Here is a 14,998-nt window from a genome sequence, read left to right as displayed (position 1 = left end):
GAATCCTTAGAAATTGGAGGCGGTCGAGGCAGCTCCCTATCCTAGTGGGATGCGCCATAACCCTGACTACGCCCTCGACGACCTTGAGGGCATCAAGGAACTCATCAGGGCGCACCCGTGGTGCACCTTCGTGGCGAACACCCCGGCCGGGCTCACCGCCTCGCACTATCCGGTGATGCTCGAAGAGCAGGCAGCCGGCGACGACGACGAGCTCGTCTTGCTCAGCCACGTGGGGCGGCCCGACGAGGTCAAGCTCGGGCTGGGCGGCGACGGCGATTCTGGCGAGCTGCTGGCCATCATCCAGGGGCCCCACGGTTATATCTCGCCGAGCTGGTACGGCTACCGTCCCAACGTGCCCACCTGGAACTTCGTCACTGCCCACCTCTATGGCGTGCCCGAGGTGCTCTCGGACGCGGAGAATCTCGCAGTGCTGCACCGATTGGTGGAACATTTCGAGTCGCCGCTGCCCGACCCGCACCTGCTCGACGCCACCGAGGAGAACAGCGAATACGCCCGGCGGATCGTGCGCGGGACGGTCGGATTCCGGATGCGGATCACCCGCATCGAGGCCAAGGAGAAGATGAACCAGGACAAGCCCGCAAAATCTGTGCGCAACATCATCGAGCAGCTGCGTGCACCAGGGCCGTACTCCAGCCCGGCGCTCGCAGATCGGATGGAACGCGTCAACACCGAGAAGCTGAACACCGGAAAGCTGAACACCGGGAAGCTCGGGGGCTCCGCATGAGCGGACGGACCATGCACACAGCCGTGGGCGCCCGAGTGAGTTCCACCCCGAGCGCGACGCCGGAGCCGCTCGTGCTGCGCAACGTGCGCCTTGCGGGCGGGGGCGTGCTTCTCGACGCCCACCTGGCACAGGGCCGCGTGATCGCGCTGGTCCCGGCGGGCTCGCCCGCCCCGGACCCCGCCGCCGGAGCCGCCGCTCCGACTCCCGCCACGAGCATCGACGCAGCGGGGCGGTTCCTGATCCCCGGACTCTGGGATCACCACGTCCACTTCACCCAGTGGGTCATCCAGCGCCAGCGCCTCGACCTCGCAGACACCAACAGTGCCGCAGACGTGCTCCAGCTGGTCCGCGGTGCGTTGGCCGACGATGCACAGGCGGCGAGCTCCGGCGTCGTCGGCTATGGGTTCCGTGACGGACTCTGGCCTGATCTGCCGACGCTCGCCAGCCTCGACGAAGCCACCGGGTCCGTGCCGGTGGGTCTGATCAGCGGTGATCTGCACTGCATGTGGCTGAACTCCGCGCTGCAGGCGAAGCTCGACGTGTCCACGGACGCCAGCGGGCTGCTCCGCGAAGGGGAGTCCTTCGCGGTGATGGACCAGCTGCAGGACCCCTCGGCGCTGACCCACGAGATCTACGCCAAGACCGCAGCCGATGCGGCCCGGCGCGGAGTGGTCGGGATCGTCGAGTTCGAGAACGCCGACAACATCGCTCAGTGGCCCGTGCGCACCGCAGCCGGGGTGGACTCGCTGCGCGTGGAGGTCTCGGTGTGGCCCGACTTCCTGGAGGCGGCGATCGCTGCCGGGCTGAAGACCGGCGATGTGCTCGACGATCGTGGTCTGGTGACCATGGGCCCGCTGAAGGTCATCTCGGACGGTTCCCTGAACACGCGGACGGCGTGGTGCTGGGAGCCGTACCCCGATCTGGACCTGATGCACCCGCACAGCTGCGGGATGCAGACCGTGCCGCTGGAGGAGCTCCAGGAGGTGATGGGCAGGGCGCGGGACGCCCAGATCGCCGCGGCCATCCACGCGATCGGTGACCGCGCGAACACCGCCGTGCTCGATGCCTTCGAGGCGCTGCGGATGCCCGGGGTGATCGAACATGCACAGCTGCTGCGCTGGGAGGACATCCCGCGCTTCGCGCAGCTCGGCCTGACCGCCAGCGTCCAGCCCGAGCATGCGATGGATGACCGAGACGTTGCCGACGCCTTCTGGGCCGGGCGCACCGACCGTGCATTCCCGCTGGAGGCGATGCGCCGCGCGGGCGTGAAGCTGCGGCTGGGCTCCGACGCCCCGGTGGCGCCGCTTGATCCCTGGGTGGCGATGGCTGCCGCAGTCGGGAGAAGCCGGGACGGGCGCACCCCCTGGCACCCCGAGCAGCGGCTCGACCCGGCCACGGCACTGGCAGCTTCCACGCGCACCGCGTCTGTCCAGGTCCGCACCGGAGATGTGGCCGATCTGGTGCTGGTGGACAGCGATCCGCTGATCGACACGGTGACCGATCCCTCGGCCTCAGGCCTGCGCGAGATGGGAGTCTCCGCCACGCTGCTCGGCGGCCGGCTGACCTACGACGGGCTCAGCTGAGGTGCCTGTTGACGGGCTGCGCCGCGGGGAGTGATCAGTCCCGGCGCGCCTGGTACGCCAGCAGCGCCGCCAGGTAGCCGCCTCCCAGGATCACCGTCACCATGCCGACCGGAATCGGCTGCGCCAGCGCCTGCTGCGCGATCATGTCCGAGCCCAGCAGCACCAGGGCTCCCATGAGTGCCGAATGCACGAGCGGGATGCCGGGGGAGCGCGCCACCAGCCGGGCGATCTGCGGGGCCGCCAGCGCGACGAAGGCAATGGGACCGGTGGCCGCGGTGACCAGAGCGGTCAGCAGCACCCCGACTCCCAGGATCACCAGCCGGGTGGGCTCCACCCGGACGCCGTGCGAGGCGGCGACGTCGTCGCCGAGTTCGAGCTGACGCAGCGGTCGCACCGTCATCAGCAGCAGCGGAAGCACCGCCAGCACGATCCCGATGGCTGGAAGGACATCTGCCCAGCTGGTCAGCCCCAGGGACCCGGCGCCCCAGATCGCGGCGCTCATGGCGGTCTCGGTCTGGGCGCGCAGCAGGATCCAGGAGTTCACCGCGTGCAGCGCGGCCGTCACACCGATGCCCACCACGATCAGCCGGAAGCCCTGCACGCCTTGGCGGTAGGCCAGGAAGTAGACCAGCAGCGCCGTGCCCAGGCCTCCGATCAGCGCCCCGAGGGCGGTGCCGATGAGCCCGTTCGCCAGCGTCGCGCCGCCGATCCCGACCGTGGCGAGCAGCACGCCGGTGTAGGCGCCGGTGGAGAAGCCGATGATGTCAGGAGAGCCCAGCGGGTTCCGCGTCAGCGTCTGGAACAGTGCTCCGGAGACGGCGAGCGCGGCACCGAAGACCAGTGCGGCGGTGATCCGGGGCAGCCGCCATTGCAGCACCACCGTGGAGTCGAAGTCCCCGGATCCGGTCAGCGCGGTCAGCACCTCCGATGGGTTCAGCGGGTAGTCCCCCATCCCCAGCGCGATGATGGTCAGGATGATCAGCGCCAGGCACAGGCCGGCCGCCACCAGCATCGAGCGGACAGGCCGGTGGGTCAGCCGGGGGGCGCTCGCGGGGCGCGGGTCCAGGTCCGCCGTCACAGCTTCAGCGCCTTCCGCCGCCGGATCAGCAGCACCAGCACGGGCGCGCCGATCAGCGCGCTGACCAGTCCCACCGGCATCTCCCCGGGCCAGACGATGAGCCGGGCGATGATGTCAGCGGTCAGCATGAGGATCGGACCGAAGACCATCGAGAGCAGCAGCACCCAGCGCTGATCGGCCCCGGCGAACCAGCGGGCGGCGTGCGGCACCATCAGACCGATGAAGGCGATGGGTCCGGCGATGGCGGCCGCACCGCCGGCCAGCACGGTGATCGCCAGGATGCTCATCACCCGGGTCTTCCAGAGAGAGACACCCAGGGCTGCTGCCAGCTCATCGCCCAGCGCCAGCGTGTTCAGGCCCTTGCCCAGCGGAAGCGCCACCAGCAGGGCGGCGAGGACGAGCGGCGCCACGGTGAGCGTGACATCGAGGCCTCGACCGGCCAGGATTCCAGCCTCCCAGACCTGCAGCGCATTGAAGGTGCGCGGGTCCGAGACGCGCAGGGCCCCGATGATCCCGGAGAGCACTGCGGAGAGAGCGACGCCGGCCAGCACCAGTCGCATCGGATCCACTCGTCCGGAGGACATCCCGCCGATCAGCGCCACGGTGACGGTGGCGAAGAACGCGCCCGCCAGAGCGAACCAGATATAGCCCAGCGGGGCGGTGATGCCGAAGCCCACGATCGCGATCGCCACCGCGAAGGCCGAGCCCGCGGAGACCCCGAGCAGCCCGGGCTCGGCCAGTGGATTGCGGGTGAGCGACTGCATCAGCGCCCCCGACACTGCCAGAGAAGCGCCGACGACGACGGCGGCGAAGGTGCGCGGGACCCGCAGTCCGAGGATCGCATGGCCATCAGCGGCGCTGACCTCTCCACCGGTCAACGCGGCCCAGACCGTGTCCAGTCCGATGCCGCGACTGCCGATGCTGATGCTCGCCAGGCACAGCAGGAGCAGCACGATCACGCCCGCCACCAGGGCGAAGCGGGTCCTGGGCGTGGCGCTGCGCCCCAGGGCATGCGGATGCATGCCGGGGCGTCTCAGGGTGCGTGATTCTGCCGTCATGCCGGGATGAGTCTAGCCTTAGTAGAAAATAGGTACTGTCTCGTTCTCTAATTTGATCTATTCTGGTGGGGCGGTCAATCGGCCCCCCCCGACATCCTTTCACCACTAGGAGGATCCTCTTGCGCGGATCACGCCCCGTCTCACCCTCGCTCACTCGCACACCCGCGGCCGGGATCGCCGTCGCCGCGGCGGCCCTGCTCGCCCTGACGAGCTGCTCCTCTTCGGCCGAGGAAGATGCCGGCGCTCAGGAGAGCGAGTCCACCGAGAGCGCAGAGTCGGCAGGATCCTTCCCCGCCACCGTGGAGACCGAGTTCGGCGAGGTCACCGTGGAGGAGGAACCGCAGCGCGTCGTCGCACTGGGCTGGGGAGACGCGGAAGTCGCCCTGGACCTGGGTGTGGAGCCTGTGGGCGCCTCCGACTGGATCGGCTTCGAGGACTCCAACGGGATCGGGCCCTGGGTGGAGAACACCTACAGCGAGGACCCCGAGATCCTCGGCACGCTCGAGCTCTCCTATGAGGCGGTCGCGGCCCTGGAACCCGATCTGATCCTTGATGTGCGCAGCTCCGGGGACCAGGAGCGCTATGACCGGCTGAGCTCCATAGCCCCGACCGTGGGGGTCGCGCCGGGTGGCGCGAACTACCTGACCGACTCTGCGGAGCAGGTGCAGATGATCGCGACCGCGCTGGGTCAGCCCGAAGCTGGCGAGGAGATGCTTGCGGAGCAGGACGAGGCCTTCGCCGCTGCCACCGAGGAGCACCCCGACTGGGCTGGACAGACCGTCACGGTGGCCACCCGCACCGCAGAGGGCTGGGGCGCCTACACCGAGGCCGACGGGCGCGTGGAGTTCATGCAGGACCTCGGCTTCGAACAGAACGCCGAGGTGGCCGACCTGGGTGGCGAGGGCGAGTTCAGCGTGAACATCTCCGATGAGCAGCTGAACCTTCTTGACGCCGACCTGCTCATCGGTTTCCCGATCTTCATCGAGGCCACCGAGATCACCGAGGACGAGGGATGGAACAGCATCCCCGCCGTGGAGGACGGGCGCTCCATGGTGATCACCGATGACCTCGCGAACGCCTTCTCACTGGGGACGCCTGAAGCGCAGATCTTCGCCTTGGATGAACTCACCGGGGAGATCGAGGAGACGCTGGGCCAGTGATGCTGCGCTCCAGCCTCGCCGAAGCAGCTCCCCGCAGCACCGCCGCGGGGGTGTCCGCCGAGCCCGCCCCGCAGCGCGCCTACCGCACCGTGGTGGCCCGTGTGCAGCGATTGAGCCCGAACTTCCTGCGGTTCACTCTGCAGGATGAGGAGCTGCGGCACTTCTACACGGGCGGACTCGATCAGCGGATCAAGCTGCTGCTTCCCCGTGCCGACGGCACGCTGCCCGAGCTGGGGCTCTTCAGCGACCCGCAGCCGGAGGCGATGACCTGGTACACCACCTGGAGGCAGCTGCCCGAGGCCGAGCGCAACCCCATCCGGACCTACACCGCACGAAGCATCAGGCCCCGTGAGGATCAGATCGACGTGGACTTCGTGGTCCACGGCACAGAGGGCCCGGCCTCGGCCTGGGCGGTCCAGGCGGAGGTCGGGGACGAGCTGGTCATCATCGGTCCGGATGGCCGGTCCTCCAAGGCCGGCGGCGGCATCGAGTTCAACCCCGGCACTGCGCGTGACATCCTTCTTGCCGGCGATGAGACGGCGGTTCCCGCCATCTGCGCCATCCTGGAGATGCTCCCGGAGCGCATCCACGGGGAGGCCTATCTGGAGATCCCCACCCGGGCCGACGCTCTCGACGTGGTGAATCGCTCCGGCGTGGAGATCTATTGGCTTCCCCGCGAGGGTGCCGACCGCGGTGAGCCGCTGACCCGGGCCGTGCAGAACTGGGGCCGGCGGCGGGGCGAGATCTTTGCCCAGCGCCGCTCCTCCTGGCAGCCCTCCCGCGGCGAGCCGGTGGGCGCGCCCTCGGGTGCCGAGGAGCTCGGTGAGATCGCTGAGGGGGACCTGCTCTGGGAGGTCGCCGACGCCGACGGGTTCCGTGAGTACGCCTGGCTCGCGGGGGAGGCCGGGGTCATCACCGGGCTCCGCAGGCACCTGGTCAAGGACGTCGGGCTCAGCCGCAAACAGGTCTCGTTCATGGGCTACTGGAAGCACGGCCGCGCAGGGGCCTGAGGGTCGCAGCCGCGCAGGGGCCTGAGGGTCGCAGCCGCGCAGGGGCCTGAGGGTCGCAGCCGCGCATCCAGCGCCGGCATACCGGTTCCCCGGCCCCCGTGGGACAATCAAGACGATGTCTCCTTCGAAGAACCCGCGCCCAGAACCCTCCAGCTCCGCACCCAAGCAGGGGTCGGCCCGCCGCGCCGCAGGTCAGCCGCCTGCCGCCGGGGGTGGCTCCAAGGCTCCGGCTGGCGGGTCGAACGCTGATGCCTCGCGTCCGCAGATCCGGCCCAAGGCCGAGGGCTGGCAGCAGCCCATGGACGCCGAAGGTCGGCCGAAGCTCCAGTTCGCCCAGCCCAAGGTCAAGCAGCCCCCGAAACACCTCGCGGACATGACGCTGGATGAACGCATCGACAAGGCCAAGGAGCTGGGCATCTCCGGCTTCCGCGCCAAGCAGCTCTCCGTGCACTACTTCCGGCACTACACCGCCGATCCGGAGCAGATGACCGATCTCCCCGCAGAGACCCGCGAGCAGCTCGTGGAGGAGTTCCTTCCCCCGCTGCTCACCGAGGTCCGCCGGCTGAAGACTGACGACGGCGCCACGATCAAGTTCCTCTGGCGGCTCTTCGACGGCGCCCTGGTGGAGTCTGTGCTGATGCGCTATCGCAGCCGGATCACGCTGTGCATCTCCTCGCAGTGCGGCTGCGGGATGAACTGCCCCTTCTGCGCCACGGGCCAGAACGGGCTCACGCGCAACATGTCCTCCGCGGAGATCGTGGATCAGATCGTCCAGGCCAACCGGGCGATCGCCGCCGGAGAGCTGGATGCCCCGAACGCCGCCGAGATCGCGGAGGAGCAGGACCACGCGGCCCTGGGTGAGGAGACCGAATTCGCCGAGTCCGAGGCCTCGGCAGCGGCGGGCAAGGGTGCGTCGTCGTCGGGGGTCGGTCCGCAGCGCGTCTCGAACATCGTGTTCATGGGGATGGGCGAGCCGCTGGCGAACTATAAGCGCGTGATGAGCGCCGTGCGCCGCATGGTCGACCCCGCCCCGGAGGGCCTGGGCATGAGCGCCCGAGGCATCACCATCTCCACGGTGGGCCTGGTTCCGGCCATCCGCAAGCTCGCCGACGAGAACCTGCCGATCACCTTCGCGCTGAGCCTGCATGCCCCCGATGATCAGCTGCGCGATGAGCTCATCCCGGTGAACTCGCGCTGGAAGGCCGACGAGGCCATCGACGCCGCGTACCACTATTACGAGACCACCGGTCGGCGGGTCTCCATCGAATATGCGCTGATCAAGGACATGAATGATCACCTGTGGCGCGCGGAGCTGCTGGCCGAGAAGCTCAACGCCCGCGGCCGCGGCTGGGTCCATGTGAACCCGATCCCGCTGAACCCCACGCCCGGGTCCATCTGGACCTCATCGGAGCCCGAGGTCATGCGCGCCTTCGTGAACCGGCTCGAGTCGCTCGGGGTGCCCACCACGCTGCGCGACACCCGCGGCAAGGAGATCGACGGCGCCTGCGGCCAGCTGGCAGCGGCCGAGGACTGAGAGGCAGAGGACCCACTCCGTGAGCAGAGAGCGCAGTCACCATGACGTCATCCGCGTGGTCGGCGCGCGGGAGAACAACCTCAAGGGATTCAGCCTCGAGATTCCCAAACATGCGCTGACGGTCTTCACCGGGGTGTCCGGCTCGGGTAAGTCATCGCTGGTGTTCGGCACGATCGCTGCCGAATCCCAGCGGATGATCAATGAGACCTACAGCGCCTTCCTGCAGGGGTTCATGCCCAGTCTGAACCGCCCCGAGGTCGACGATCTCCAGGGGCTGACCGCGGCAATAGTGGTCAACCAGGAGCGCCTCGGCGCCAATGTGCGCTCCACCGTCGGCACCGTCACGGATGTGTACACCCTGCTGCGGATCCTCTTCAGCCGGGTCGGTGAACCTCATATCGGCTCACCTCAGGCATTCTCCTTCAACGTGGCCAGCATCAGCGGAGCCGGTGCGGTGACTTTCGAGCGTGCCGGCGAGAAGACCAAGGAACGCCGTGAATTCAGCATCACCGGCGGGATGTGCTCGCGCTGCGAAGGCCGTGGGCAGATCAATGACATCGATGTCTCTCAGCTGATCGATGAGTCCAAATCGCTGAACGCGGGCGCCATCACGGTGCCCGGCTATAAGGCCGGAGGCTGGTCGGTGAAGTTCTATGCCGAATCCGGATTCTTCGATCCGGACAAGCCGGTGCGGGACTACACGGAGCAGGAGCGCCACGATCTGCTCTACCGGGAGCAGGAGAAGGTCAAGATGAGCGGGATCAACATGACCTATCAGGGGCTCGTGCCTCAGGTCCGCAAGTCCATGCTCTCCAAGGACCGCGAAGCCATGCAGTCTCATATCAAGGCCTTTGTGGACCGCGCGGTCACCTTCGTGACCTGCCCCGCATGTGAGGGAAGTCGGCTCAGCGAACTGACCCGCTCGGTCAGGCTGCAGGGTCTCAACATCGCCGAGGTCTGCGCCATGGAGCTGCGCGATCTCGCCGAGTGGCTGCGCACCCTCGATATCCCCGCCGTGGCTCCGCTGCGCTCGGCCCTGCTGGAGACCGTCGAGCACTTCATCGAGATCGGGCTGGGTTACCTCAGCCTGGACCGTCCCGCCGGGACCCTCTCAGGTGGTGAGGCGCAGCGGGTGAAGATGATCCGCCACCTCGGCTCGGCACTGACCGACATCACCTATGTCTTCGATGAGCCCACGATCGGGCTGCACCCGCATGACATCGCACGGATGAACCAGATGCTGCTGCGGCTGCGGGACAAGGGCAACACAGTCCTGGTGGTGGAGCACAAGCCCGAGACCATCGAGATCGCCGATCATGTCGTGGACCTGGGTCCGCGAGCCGGGGAGGATGGCGGCGAGCTGTGCTTCGAGGGCACCGTGGCGGGCCTTCGCCGGGCCGATACGCTGACCGGCCGACACCTGGACTACCGCGCGCAGGTCAAGGACCGGGTGCGCGAGCCTGACGGGGCGATCGAGGTCCGCGGGGCACAGGCCAACAACCTGCAGCGCGTGGACGTGGACATCCCCACCGGCGTGCTCACAGTGGTCACCGGCGTGGCCGGCTCCGGCAAGTCCACCCTGATCGAGGGCAGCCTGGCCGGGCGGGAGGGCGTGGCGTTCATCGACCAGACCGGGATCAAGGGCTCGTCCCGCTCGAACCCCGCGACCTACACGGGACTGCTCGAACCGATCCGCAAGGCCTTCGCCAAGGCCAATGGAGTCAAGCCGGCACTGTTCAGCGCGAACTCCGAGGGCGCCTGCCCGAGCTGCGGCGGCGCCGGAGTCATCTACACCGAACTGGGCGTGATGGAGACCGTCGCGAGTCCATGTGAGGAGTGTGAAGGCCGACGCTTCCGCCATGAGGTGCTCGAGTACACCCTCGGTGATGAGGAGAGCGGCGGTGGTGGCGGCGGGGCCAAGAACATCAGCGAAGTGCTGAACCTCTCCGTGGATCAAGCCCTCGAGTTCTTCGCCGACGGAGCCGCCCGACTGCCCGCCGCGTCAAAGATCCTGACCCGGTTGAGCGACGTCGGGTTGGGCTACCTGCGGCTGGGCCAGCGGCTGAACACGCTCTCCGGCGGTGAGCGCCAGCGCATCAAGCTCGCCACCAAGATGTCAGACCCCGGCGGAGTCTATGTGTTGGACGAGCCCACCACCGGGCTGCACCTGGCGGATGTGGAGAACCTGCTCGCTCTGCTCGACCGGCTGGTCGACTCCGGGACATCGGTGGTGGTGATCGAACATCATCAGGCGGTGATGGCGCACGCCGATTGGATCATCGACCTGGGCCCCGGAGCAGGCACCGACGGCGGACGCGTGGTCTTCACCGGCACACCGGGCGATCTCATCTCAGAGGCCTCCACGCTCACCGGAGAGCATCTGGCGCGGTACGTGGCCGGGTGAGCCCGATGACCACCACCGCCACCAGGATCAGCAGCACAGACAGCGCGACGGCGGCGTCGGGGTCGGTCTCACGCTGGAGGTAGATCTCCAGCGGAAGCGTCCGGGTGACCCCCTGGAGGCTGCCGGCGAAGGCGATGGTCGCGCCGAACTCCCCGAGTGATCGAGCAAAGGCCAGCACGACCCCCGAGGCCAGTCCCGGGGTGATCAGCGGCAGCACGATGCTGCGCAGCAGCTGGGTCGGGCCGGCCCCGTCGACGACGGCGGCCTCCACCACTTCCTTCTGCACTCCGCGGATCGCCGCCTCCACGGCGATGACCATGAAGGGCAGTGAGACGAAGGTCTGCGCGAGCACCACCGCGGCCGTGGAGAACGCGACCTGCACACCGAGGATCTCCAGGCTCTGTCCCAGCAGTCCCTGACGCCCGAACGTGGTCAGCAGCGCGATTCCGCCGATGACCGGGGGCAGCACCAGGGGCAGCAGGATCAGGGTGCGCAGCAATCCGCTGCCCGGGAACCTGTGCTGGGAGAGCATCAGCGCCAGCGGCACGCCGAGGATCACGCACAGCACGGTCGCGAGCAGCGCGGTGCGCAGGCTCAGCCAGAGCGCGGCCACTGCGCTGGGAGAGCTCAGCAGGAAGGGGAGCTCCGCAGGATCGACTCGGGTCAGCAGCGCGACGATGGGCAGCAGGATGAATGCGGCGCCGATCGCGGCAGGGAACAGGACCCAGCGCGGCATGATCACCGTTGGTCGCCGGCTCATCCAGGGTCTCCCGGGGAGAATCCGGCCTCACGCAGCGCCCGCTGTCCGGGCGCGCTGAGCAGAAACTCAATGAAGTCACGGGCGGCGGCTGGCTGCGCGGAGCCCTGCAGAACGGCCGCGGGGTAGTGGTTCGGGTAGGCCTCGGCCCCCTCGATCTCCACCGAGTCCAGCTGATCTCCGGCGCGGAGCACATCGGTGGAATAGACCAGGCCGGCGTCGGCCTCTGCGCTGCTGACCTTGCCCAGGACATCGGTGACCGCAAGCTCCTCGCTGACCGGAGACAGCGTGACCCCTGCGGCGTCGGCGGCCTGCTGGGCGGCCGCACCGCAGGGCACCTGCTCGGCACAGACCACCAGGGCGGGGGAGGATTCGGGGGAATCCGCTGCGGGGGAGGTGTCGAGATCCTGCAGAGATCGGATCTGTGCCGGGTTCCCGGCGGGGACCGCGATCACCAGAGTGTTCGCCGCGATGCGCCGCGTGGGCGGTGTGATCAGCTCGGCCGACGCGGCGCGCTCCATGGTCTGTTCATCGGCGGGGATGAACACATCGGCCGGTGCTCCCTGCTGAAGCTGTGCGAGCAGCCCCGCGGAGCCTGCGGAGCTGATCTCAACGTCCACTCCGGAGGCGGCCGTGTAGTCATCGGCCACGGTGGTCATCACCTCATCCAGCGAGGCGGCCGCGAAGACGGTGATCTGGGCTGCCGTGTGCTGGTCATCGGCGTCCTGGCCGTCAGCGGCGTTCGGAGCTGGGGCGCAGCCTGGAAGCACCAGCAGCGCCGCTGCAAGGAGTCCGGCTGAGGTGCGCATAGGGGCTGAGTCTATAGGCTGGATGGATGTTGCCTTCGAAGAGATCACAGGTGCCCGGTTTCGAAGTGATGAGCATCCTGGGCCGGATCGACGCCATGCGCGCCGCGGGCCGGGATGTGGTCTCGCTGACCGCAGGGGAGCCCGGATCCGGCGCGCCTGCGGGGGTGAATCAGGCTGCGGCGCAGATCCACTCGAAGAACACCGTGCTGAACTACACCGCCGCGATGGGGATCATGCCGCTGCGGGAAGCGATCGCGGAGCACTACCAGCGCTGGTACGGAGTCAGCGTGCCGGTGCACCGGATCGCCGTGACCACCGGCTCCTCGGGTGCCTTCATGCTCAGCTTCCTGGCGGCCTTCGACCCGGGGGATCGGGTGGCGCTGGCCCGACCCGGCTACCCGGCCTACCGCAACATCCTCACCGCCCTGGGCATCGAGGTGGTGGACCTCGACTGCGGCCCGGCAGAGCGCTTTCAGCCCACTGTGGCGCAGCTTGAGGCTCAGCGCCGTGAGGGCGGGCTCGCCGGCGTCATCCTCGCCTCTCCGGCGAACCCCACCGGCACCATGATCGATCGGGAGAAGCTGGCCGAGCTCTCCGGCTGGTGCGCCGAACATGAGGTGCAGCTTCTCAGCGATGAGATCTACCACGGCATCAGCTTCGGCGCCGAGAATGTCAGCGCCAGTGAGATCGATGCACGGGCGGTGGTCATCTCCTCGTTCTCCAAGTATTGGGGGATGCCCGGTTGGCGCCTGGGTTGGATGGTGCTGCCCGAGCATCTGGTGGACCCGGTCTCCAGGCTCGCCGGCAATGTCGCCCTGTGTCCTCCGCATGCCACCCAGCTGGCCGCGGTGGAAGCGTTCACGCCGGAGTCGCTGAGCTTCGCCGCCGATCAGGTCCAGGGGTACGCGGCAGCGCGCGAGGTGGTGCTCAGCCAGCTCGGTGACCTGGGCTGGGGCGAGGTCGCCCCGGCCGACGGGGCGTTCTATGTCTATGCGCATCTCGGAGCGCAGCTCGACCGGTTCGGCGATTCGACCGCCTACTGCCGAGCGCTCCTGGAGGAGGCAGGTGTGGCCATCGTGCCCGGCACAGATTTCGATCCGGTGGCCGGGACCCAATGGGTCAGGCTGAGCCTGGCGCCCGGGGAGCCCGCAGTGGCCGAGGGCATCCGACGGATTCTGCAGTTCCAAGCAGGCCATGCTCAGCCTGAGAGGATCAGCTGACGCTGAATTCGATCCGGTGATGGCCCGTGGCGGATCCCGGGATCGAGTCCCGGCGTTCGCCGGACTGCACTTCGCCCTCGGCGTTGGTCGCGCGCACTGTGACGGAGTGGCGTCCTGAGTCGACACCGGCGAAGGTGTGCTTCCACTGCCGCCAGGTGTCATCGGTGACCTTTTCGGCCAGTTCTGCCGACTGCCAGTCGCCGTCGTCGAGGCGGACCTCGACGTTCTCCACACCGACATGCTGGGCCCAGGCGCTGCCTGCCACGACGAGCTCCTCGCCCGGCACCTCTGCCAGCGGCCGCGGAACATCGATGCGTGAGGCCACAAGGACCGGACCGCGTTCATTCCAGCCACGGTCGGTCCAATAGGCAGTCTGCTCGTCGAAGCGAGTGAGCTCGAGCTCGGTGACCCATTTCGTGGCGGAGACGAAGCCGTAGAGCCCCGGCACCACAAGTCGGGCGGGATAGCCATGCTGAGCAGGAAGGGGCTCGCCGTTCATGCCGACCGCGACCAGCGATTCACGGTCCTCGTCGGTGAGCACCTCCAGGGGAGTCGACGCCGTCCATCCGTCCACGGAGCGGGAGAGCACCATGTCAGCATTGCCCGTGGGGCGGGCTCGGGCGAGCAGCTCGCGGATGGGGTAGCCGAGCCAGGTGGCGTTGCCTACGAGGTCGCCGCCTACGGGGTTCGAGACACAGGTCAGGGTGACGTGGTGTTCGACCAGCGGGAGTTCGAGGAGCTCTTCCATCGTGATGGTGACCTCTTCCTCGACCATGCCGTGGATGCGCAGCGACCAGTCCTCCGGGCTCAGCTCAGGGACCGCCAGAGCGGTGTCGATCCGGTAGAAGTTGTCATTGGGCGTGATGAAGGGCGGCATGCCCTCGACACCTATGCTGGCCGCATCGGGGATGGCGGCGGCCTGCACGGCGGGGGAGGGAAGCATCTGTCGCGCCGCAGCCTGGCCCACCTCTTGTCCGAAGGCGTTGACGGAACGGCCGAAGGCGATGGAGCCCGCAGCGATGGCGGTTCCGGCCGCCGCGAGGCCGATGAATCGGCGTCGTGAATGGGCAGACTCCTCCGCGCGGGACCGGCCCGAGCGGGTGTCAAGGTCACGATCCGTGGGTCGTGGTTCCTGCGGTCGCAGCCAGCCGGTGGCGGCGCCACCGAGCAGCAGCAGAGCGAACAGTCCCAGGGCCGCACCGATGAGCGTGGGCACGGCGTCGATCGCCGAGTTCTCCGGGCGCACCAGGACCGCTGCCAGCAGGATGAGAGCGACGAGGCTGAAGGCACCCAGTGCGAGCTTCATGCGTGAGCGTGCGAGCACCCCGATCAGTGCGGCGACGACGGCGCCGACCACACCCATGCTGATGTAGAGCACCAACTTGTCGTTGTTGCCGAAGGCCGAGATGGCGAACTCCTGCAACCAGCTTGGAGAGAGCTGGATGACCGCGGAGCCGAGCGCGACGAGCGTGGAGGAGGTCGGCCCGAAGAGGCGGGAGACCAGGTCTGCGACCCCCAGGAAGATGGTTGCAGCAAGAACGCCGGCCAACGCATGGGGGACCAGACGCAGCAGTCGTTGGCCCGGGCCATAGTGGGCCTGGTCTTGTTGCTTCCGTGCGGTCTGTGTCATGTCTGCTTAT

12 protein-coding genes are annotated in these 14,998 nt (G+C 68.3%); 7 read left to right on the top strand and 5 right to left on the bottom strand.

The features are described 5' to 3' along the window. Positions 1–49: 49 nt before the first annotated feature. Together IY716_RS06600 and IY716_RS06595 are read left to right on the top strand one after the other, a co-directional pair. Entirely contained in the window at positions 50–745 is a 696-nt protein-coding gene (locus IY716_RS06600) for an FMN-binding negative transcriptional regulator (protein ID WP_218220747.1), read from the top strand. Further along, on the top strand, positions 742–2,328 hold the full coding sequence (locus IY716_RS06595; RefSeq protein ID WP_255316456.1) for an amidohydrolase: 1,587 nt from the start codon (positions 742–744) through the stop codon (positions 2,326–2,328). The genes IY716_RS06600 and IY716_RS06595 overlap by 4 nt, the downstream gene beginning before the upstream one ends. Before the next feature lie 34 nt (positions 2,329–2,362). Here IY716_RS06595 and IY716_RS06590 read toward each other — a convergent pair whose 3' ends face one another. Further along, positions 2,363–3,406, bottom strand: a complete 1,044-nt coding sequence (locus tag IY716_RS06590; RefSeq protein WP_369699612.1) for a FecCD family ABC transporter permease — start codon at positions 3,404–3,406, stop codon at positions 2,363–2,365. Continuing rightward, entirely contained in the window at positions 3,403–4,464 is a 1,062-nt protein-coding gene (locus tag IY716_RS06585) for an iron ABC transporter permease (protein WP_255316455.1), read from the bottom strand. The genes IY716_RS06590 and IY716_RS06585 overlap by 4 nt, the downstream gene beginning before the upstream one ends. Positions 4,465–4,583: 119 nt before the next feature. Between IY716_RS06585 and IY716_RS06580 the strand changes: the two genes are divergently transcribed. The 4 genes from IY716_RS06580 (at position 4,584) to IY716_RS06565 (ending at position 10,572) form a co-directional block, all read left to right on the top strand. Next, positions 4,584–5,624, top strand: coding sequence for an iron-siderophore ABC transporter substrate-binding protein (locus IY716_RS06580; RefSeq protein ID WP_255316454.1), 1,041 nt, complete (start codon positions 4,584–4,586; stop codon positions 5,622–5,624). Continuing rightward, entirely contained in the window at positions 5,624–6,634 is a 1,011-nt protein-coding gene (locus tag IY716_RS06575; protein WP_218220746.1) for a siderophore-interacting protein, read from the top strand. Before IY716_RS06580 ends, IY716_RS06575 begins: the two co-directional genes overlap by 1 nt. 115 nt (positions 6,635–6,749) lie before the next feature. Then, positions 6,750–8,168, top strand: a complete 1,419-nt coding sequence (gene rlmN / locus IY716_RS06570; protein WP_369699611.1) for a 23S rRNA (adenine(2503)-C(2))-methyltransferase RlmN — start codon at positions 6,750–6,752, stop codon at positions 8,166–8,168. Positions 8,169–8,187: 19 nt separating this feature from the next. Continuing rightward, the gene (locus IY716_RS06565; protein ID WP_218220745.1) at positions 8,188–10,572 is read left to right on the top strand and encodes an excinuclease ABC subunit UvrA; all 2,385 of its coding nucleotides are present in this window, start codon (positions 8,188–8,190) and stop codon (positions 10,570–10,572) included. Here the strand turns inward: IY716_RS06565 and IY716_RS06560 are convergent. Both IY716_RS06560 and modA read right to left on the bottom strand, forming a co-directional pair. Beyond that, entirely contained in the window at positions 10,535–11,332 is a 798-nt protein-coding gene (locus tag IY716_RS06560; RefSeq protein WP_218220744.1) for an ABC transporter permease, read from the bottom strand. The genes IY716_RS06565 and IY716_RS06560 overlap by 38 nt on opposite strands. Beyond that, positions 11,329–12,138 (bottom strand): molybdate ABC transporter substrate-binding protein, encoded by an 810-nt coding sequence (gene modA / locus IY716_RS06555; protein WP_218220743.1) that lies wholly within the window; start codon positions 12,136–12,138, stop codon positions 11,329–11,331. Before modA ends, IY716_RS06560 begins: the two co-directional genes overlap by 4 nt. A gap of 26 nt (positions 12,139–12,164) precedes the next feature. On the opposite strand from modA, the gene IY716_RS06550 reads away from it, so the two are divergent. Beyond that, positions 12,165–13,358, top strand: coding sequence for a pyridoxal phosphate-dependent aminotransferase (locus IY716_RS06550; RefSeq protein ID WP_218220742.1), 1,194 nt, complete (start codon positions 12,165–12,167; stop codon positions 13,356–13,358). On the opposite strand, the gene IY716_RS06545 is transcribed toward IY716_RS06550, so the two are convergent. Beyond that, the gene (locus IY716_RS06545) at positions 13,351–14,988 is read right to left on the bottom strand and encodes a molybdopterin-dependent oxidoreductase (protein WP_218220741.1); all 1,638 of its coding nucleotides are present in this window, start codon (positions 14,986–14,988) and stop codon (positions 13,351–13,353) included. The two genes, IY716_RS06550 and IY716_RS06545, sit on opposite strands and share 8 nt — an antisense overlap. Between the last annotated feature and the right edge of the window lie 10 nt (positions 14,989–14,998).

Source organism: Nesterenkonia sp. Act20 (genome assembly GCF_019173455.1).
Classification (GTDB): Bacteria; Actinomycetota; Actinomycetes; order Actinomycetales; family Micrococcaceae; genus Nesterenkonia.
This window is presented reverse-complemented; position numbering and strand designations above follow the sequence as displayed.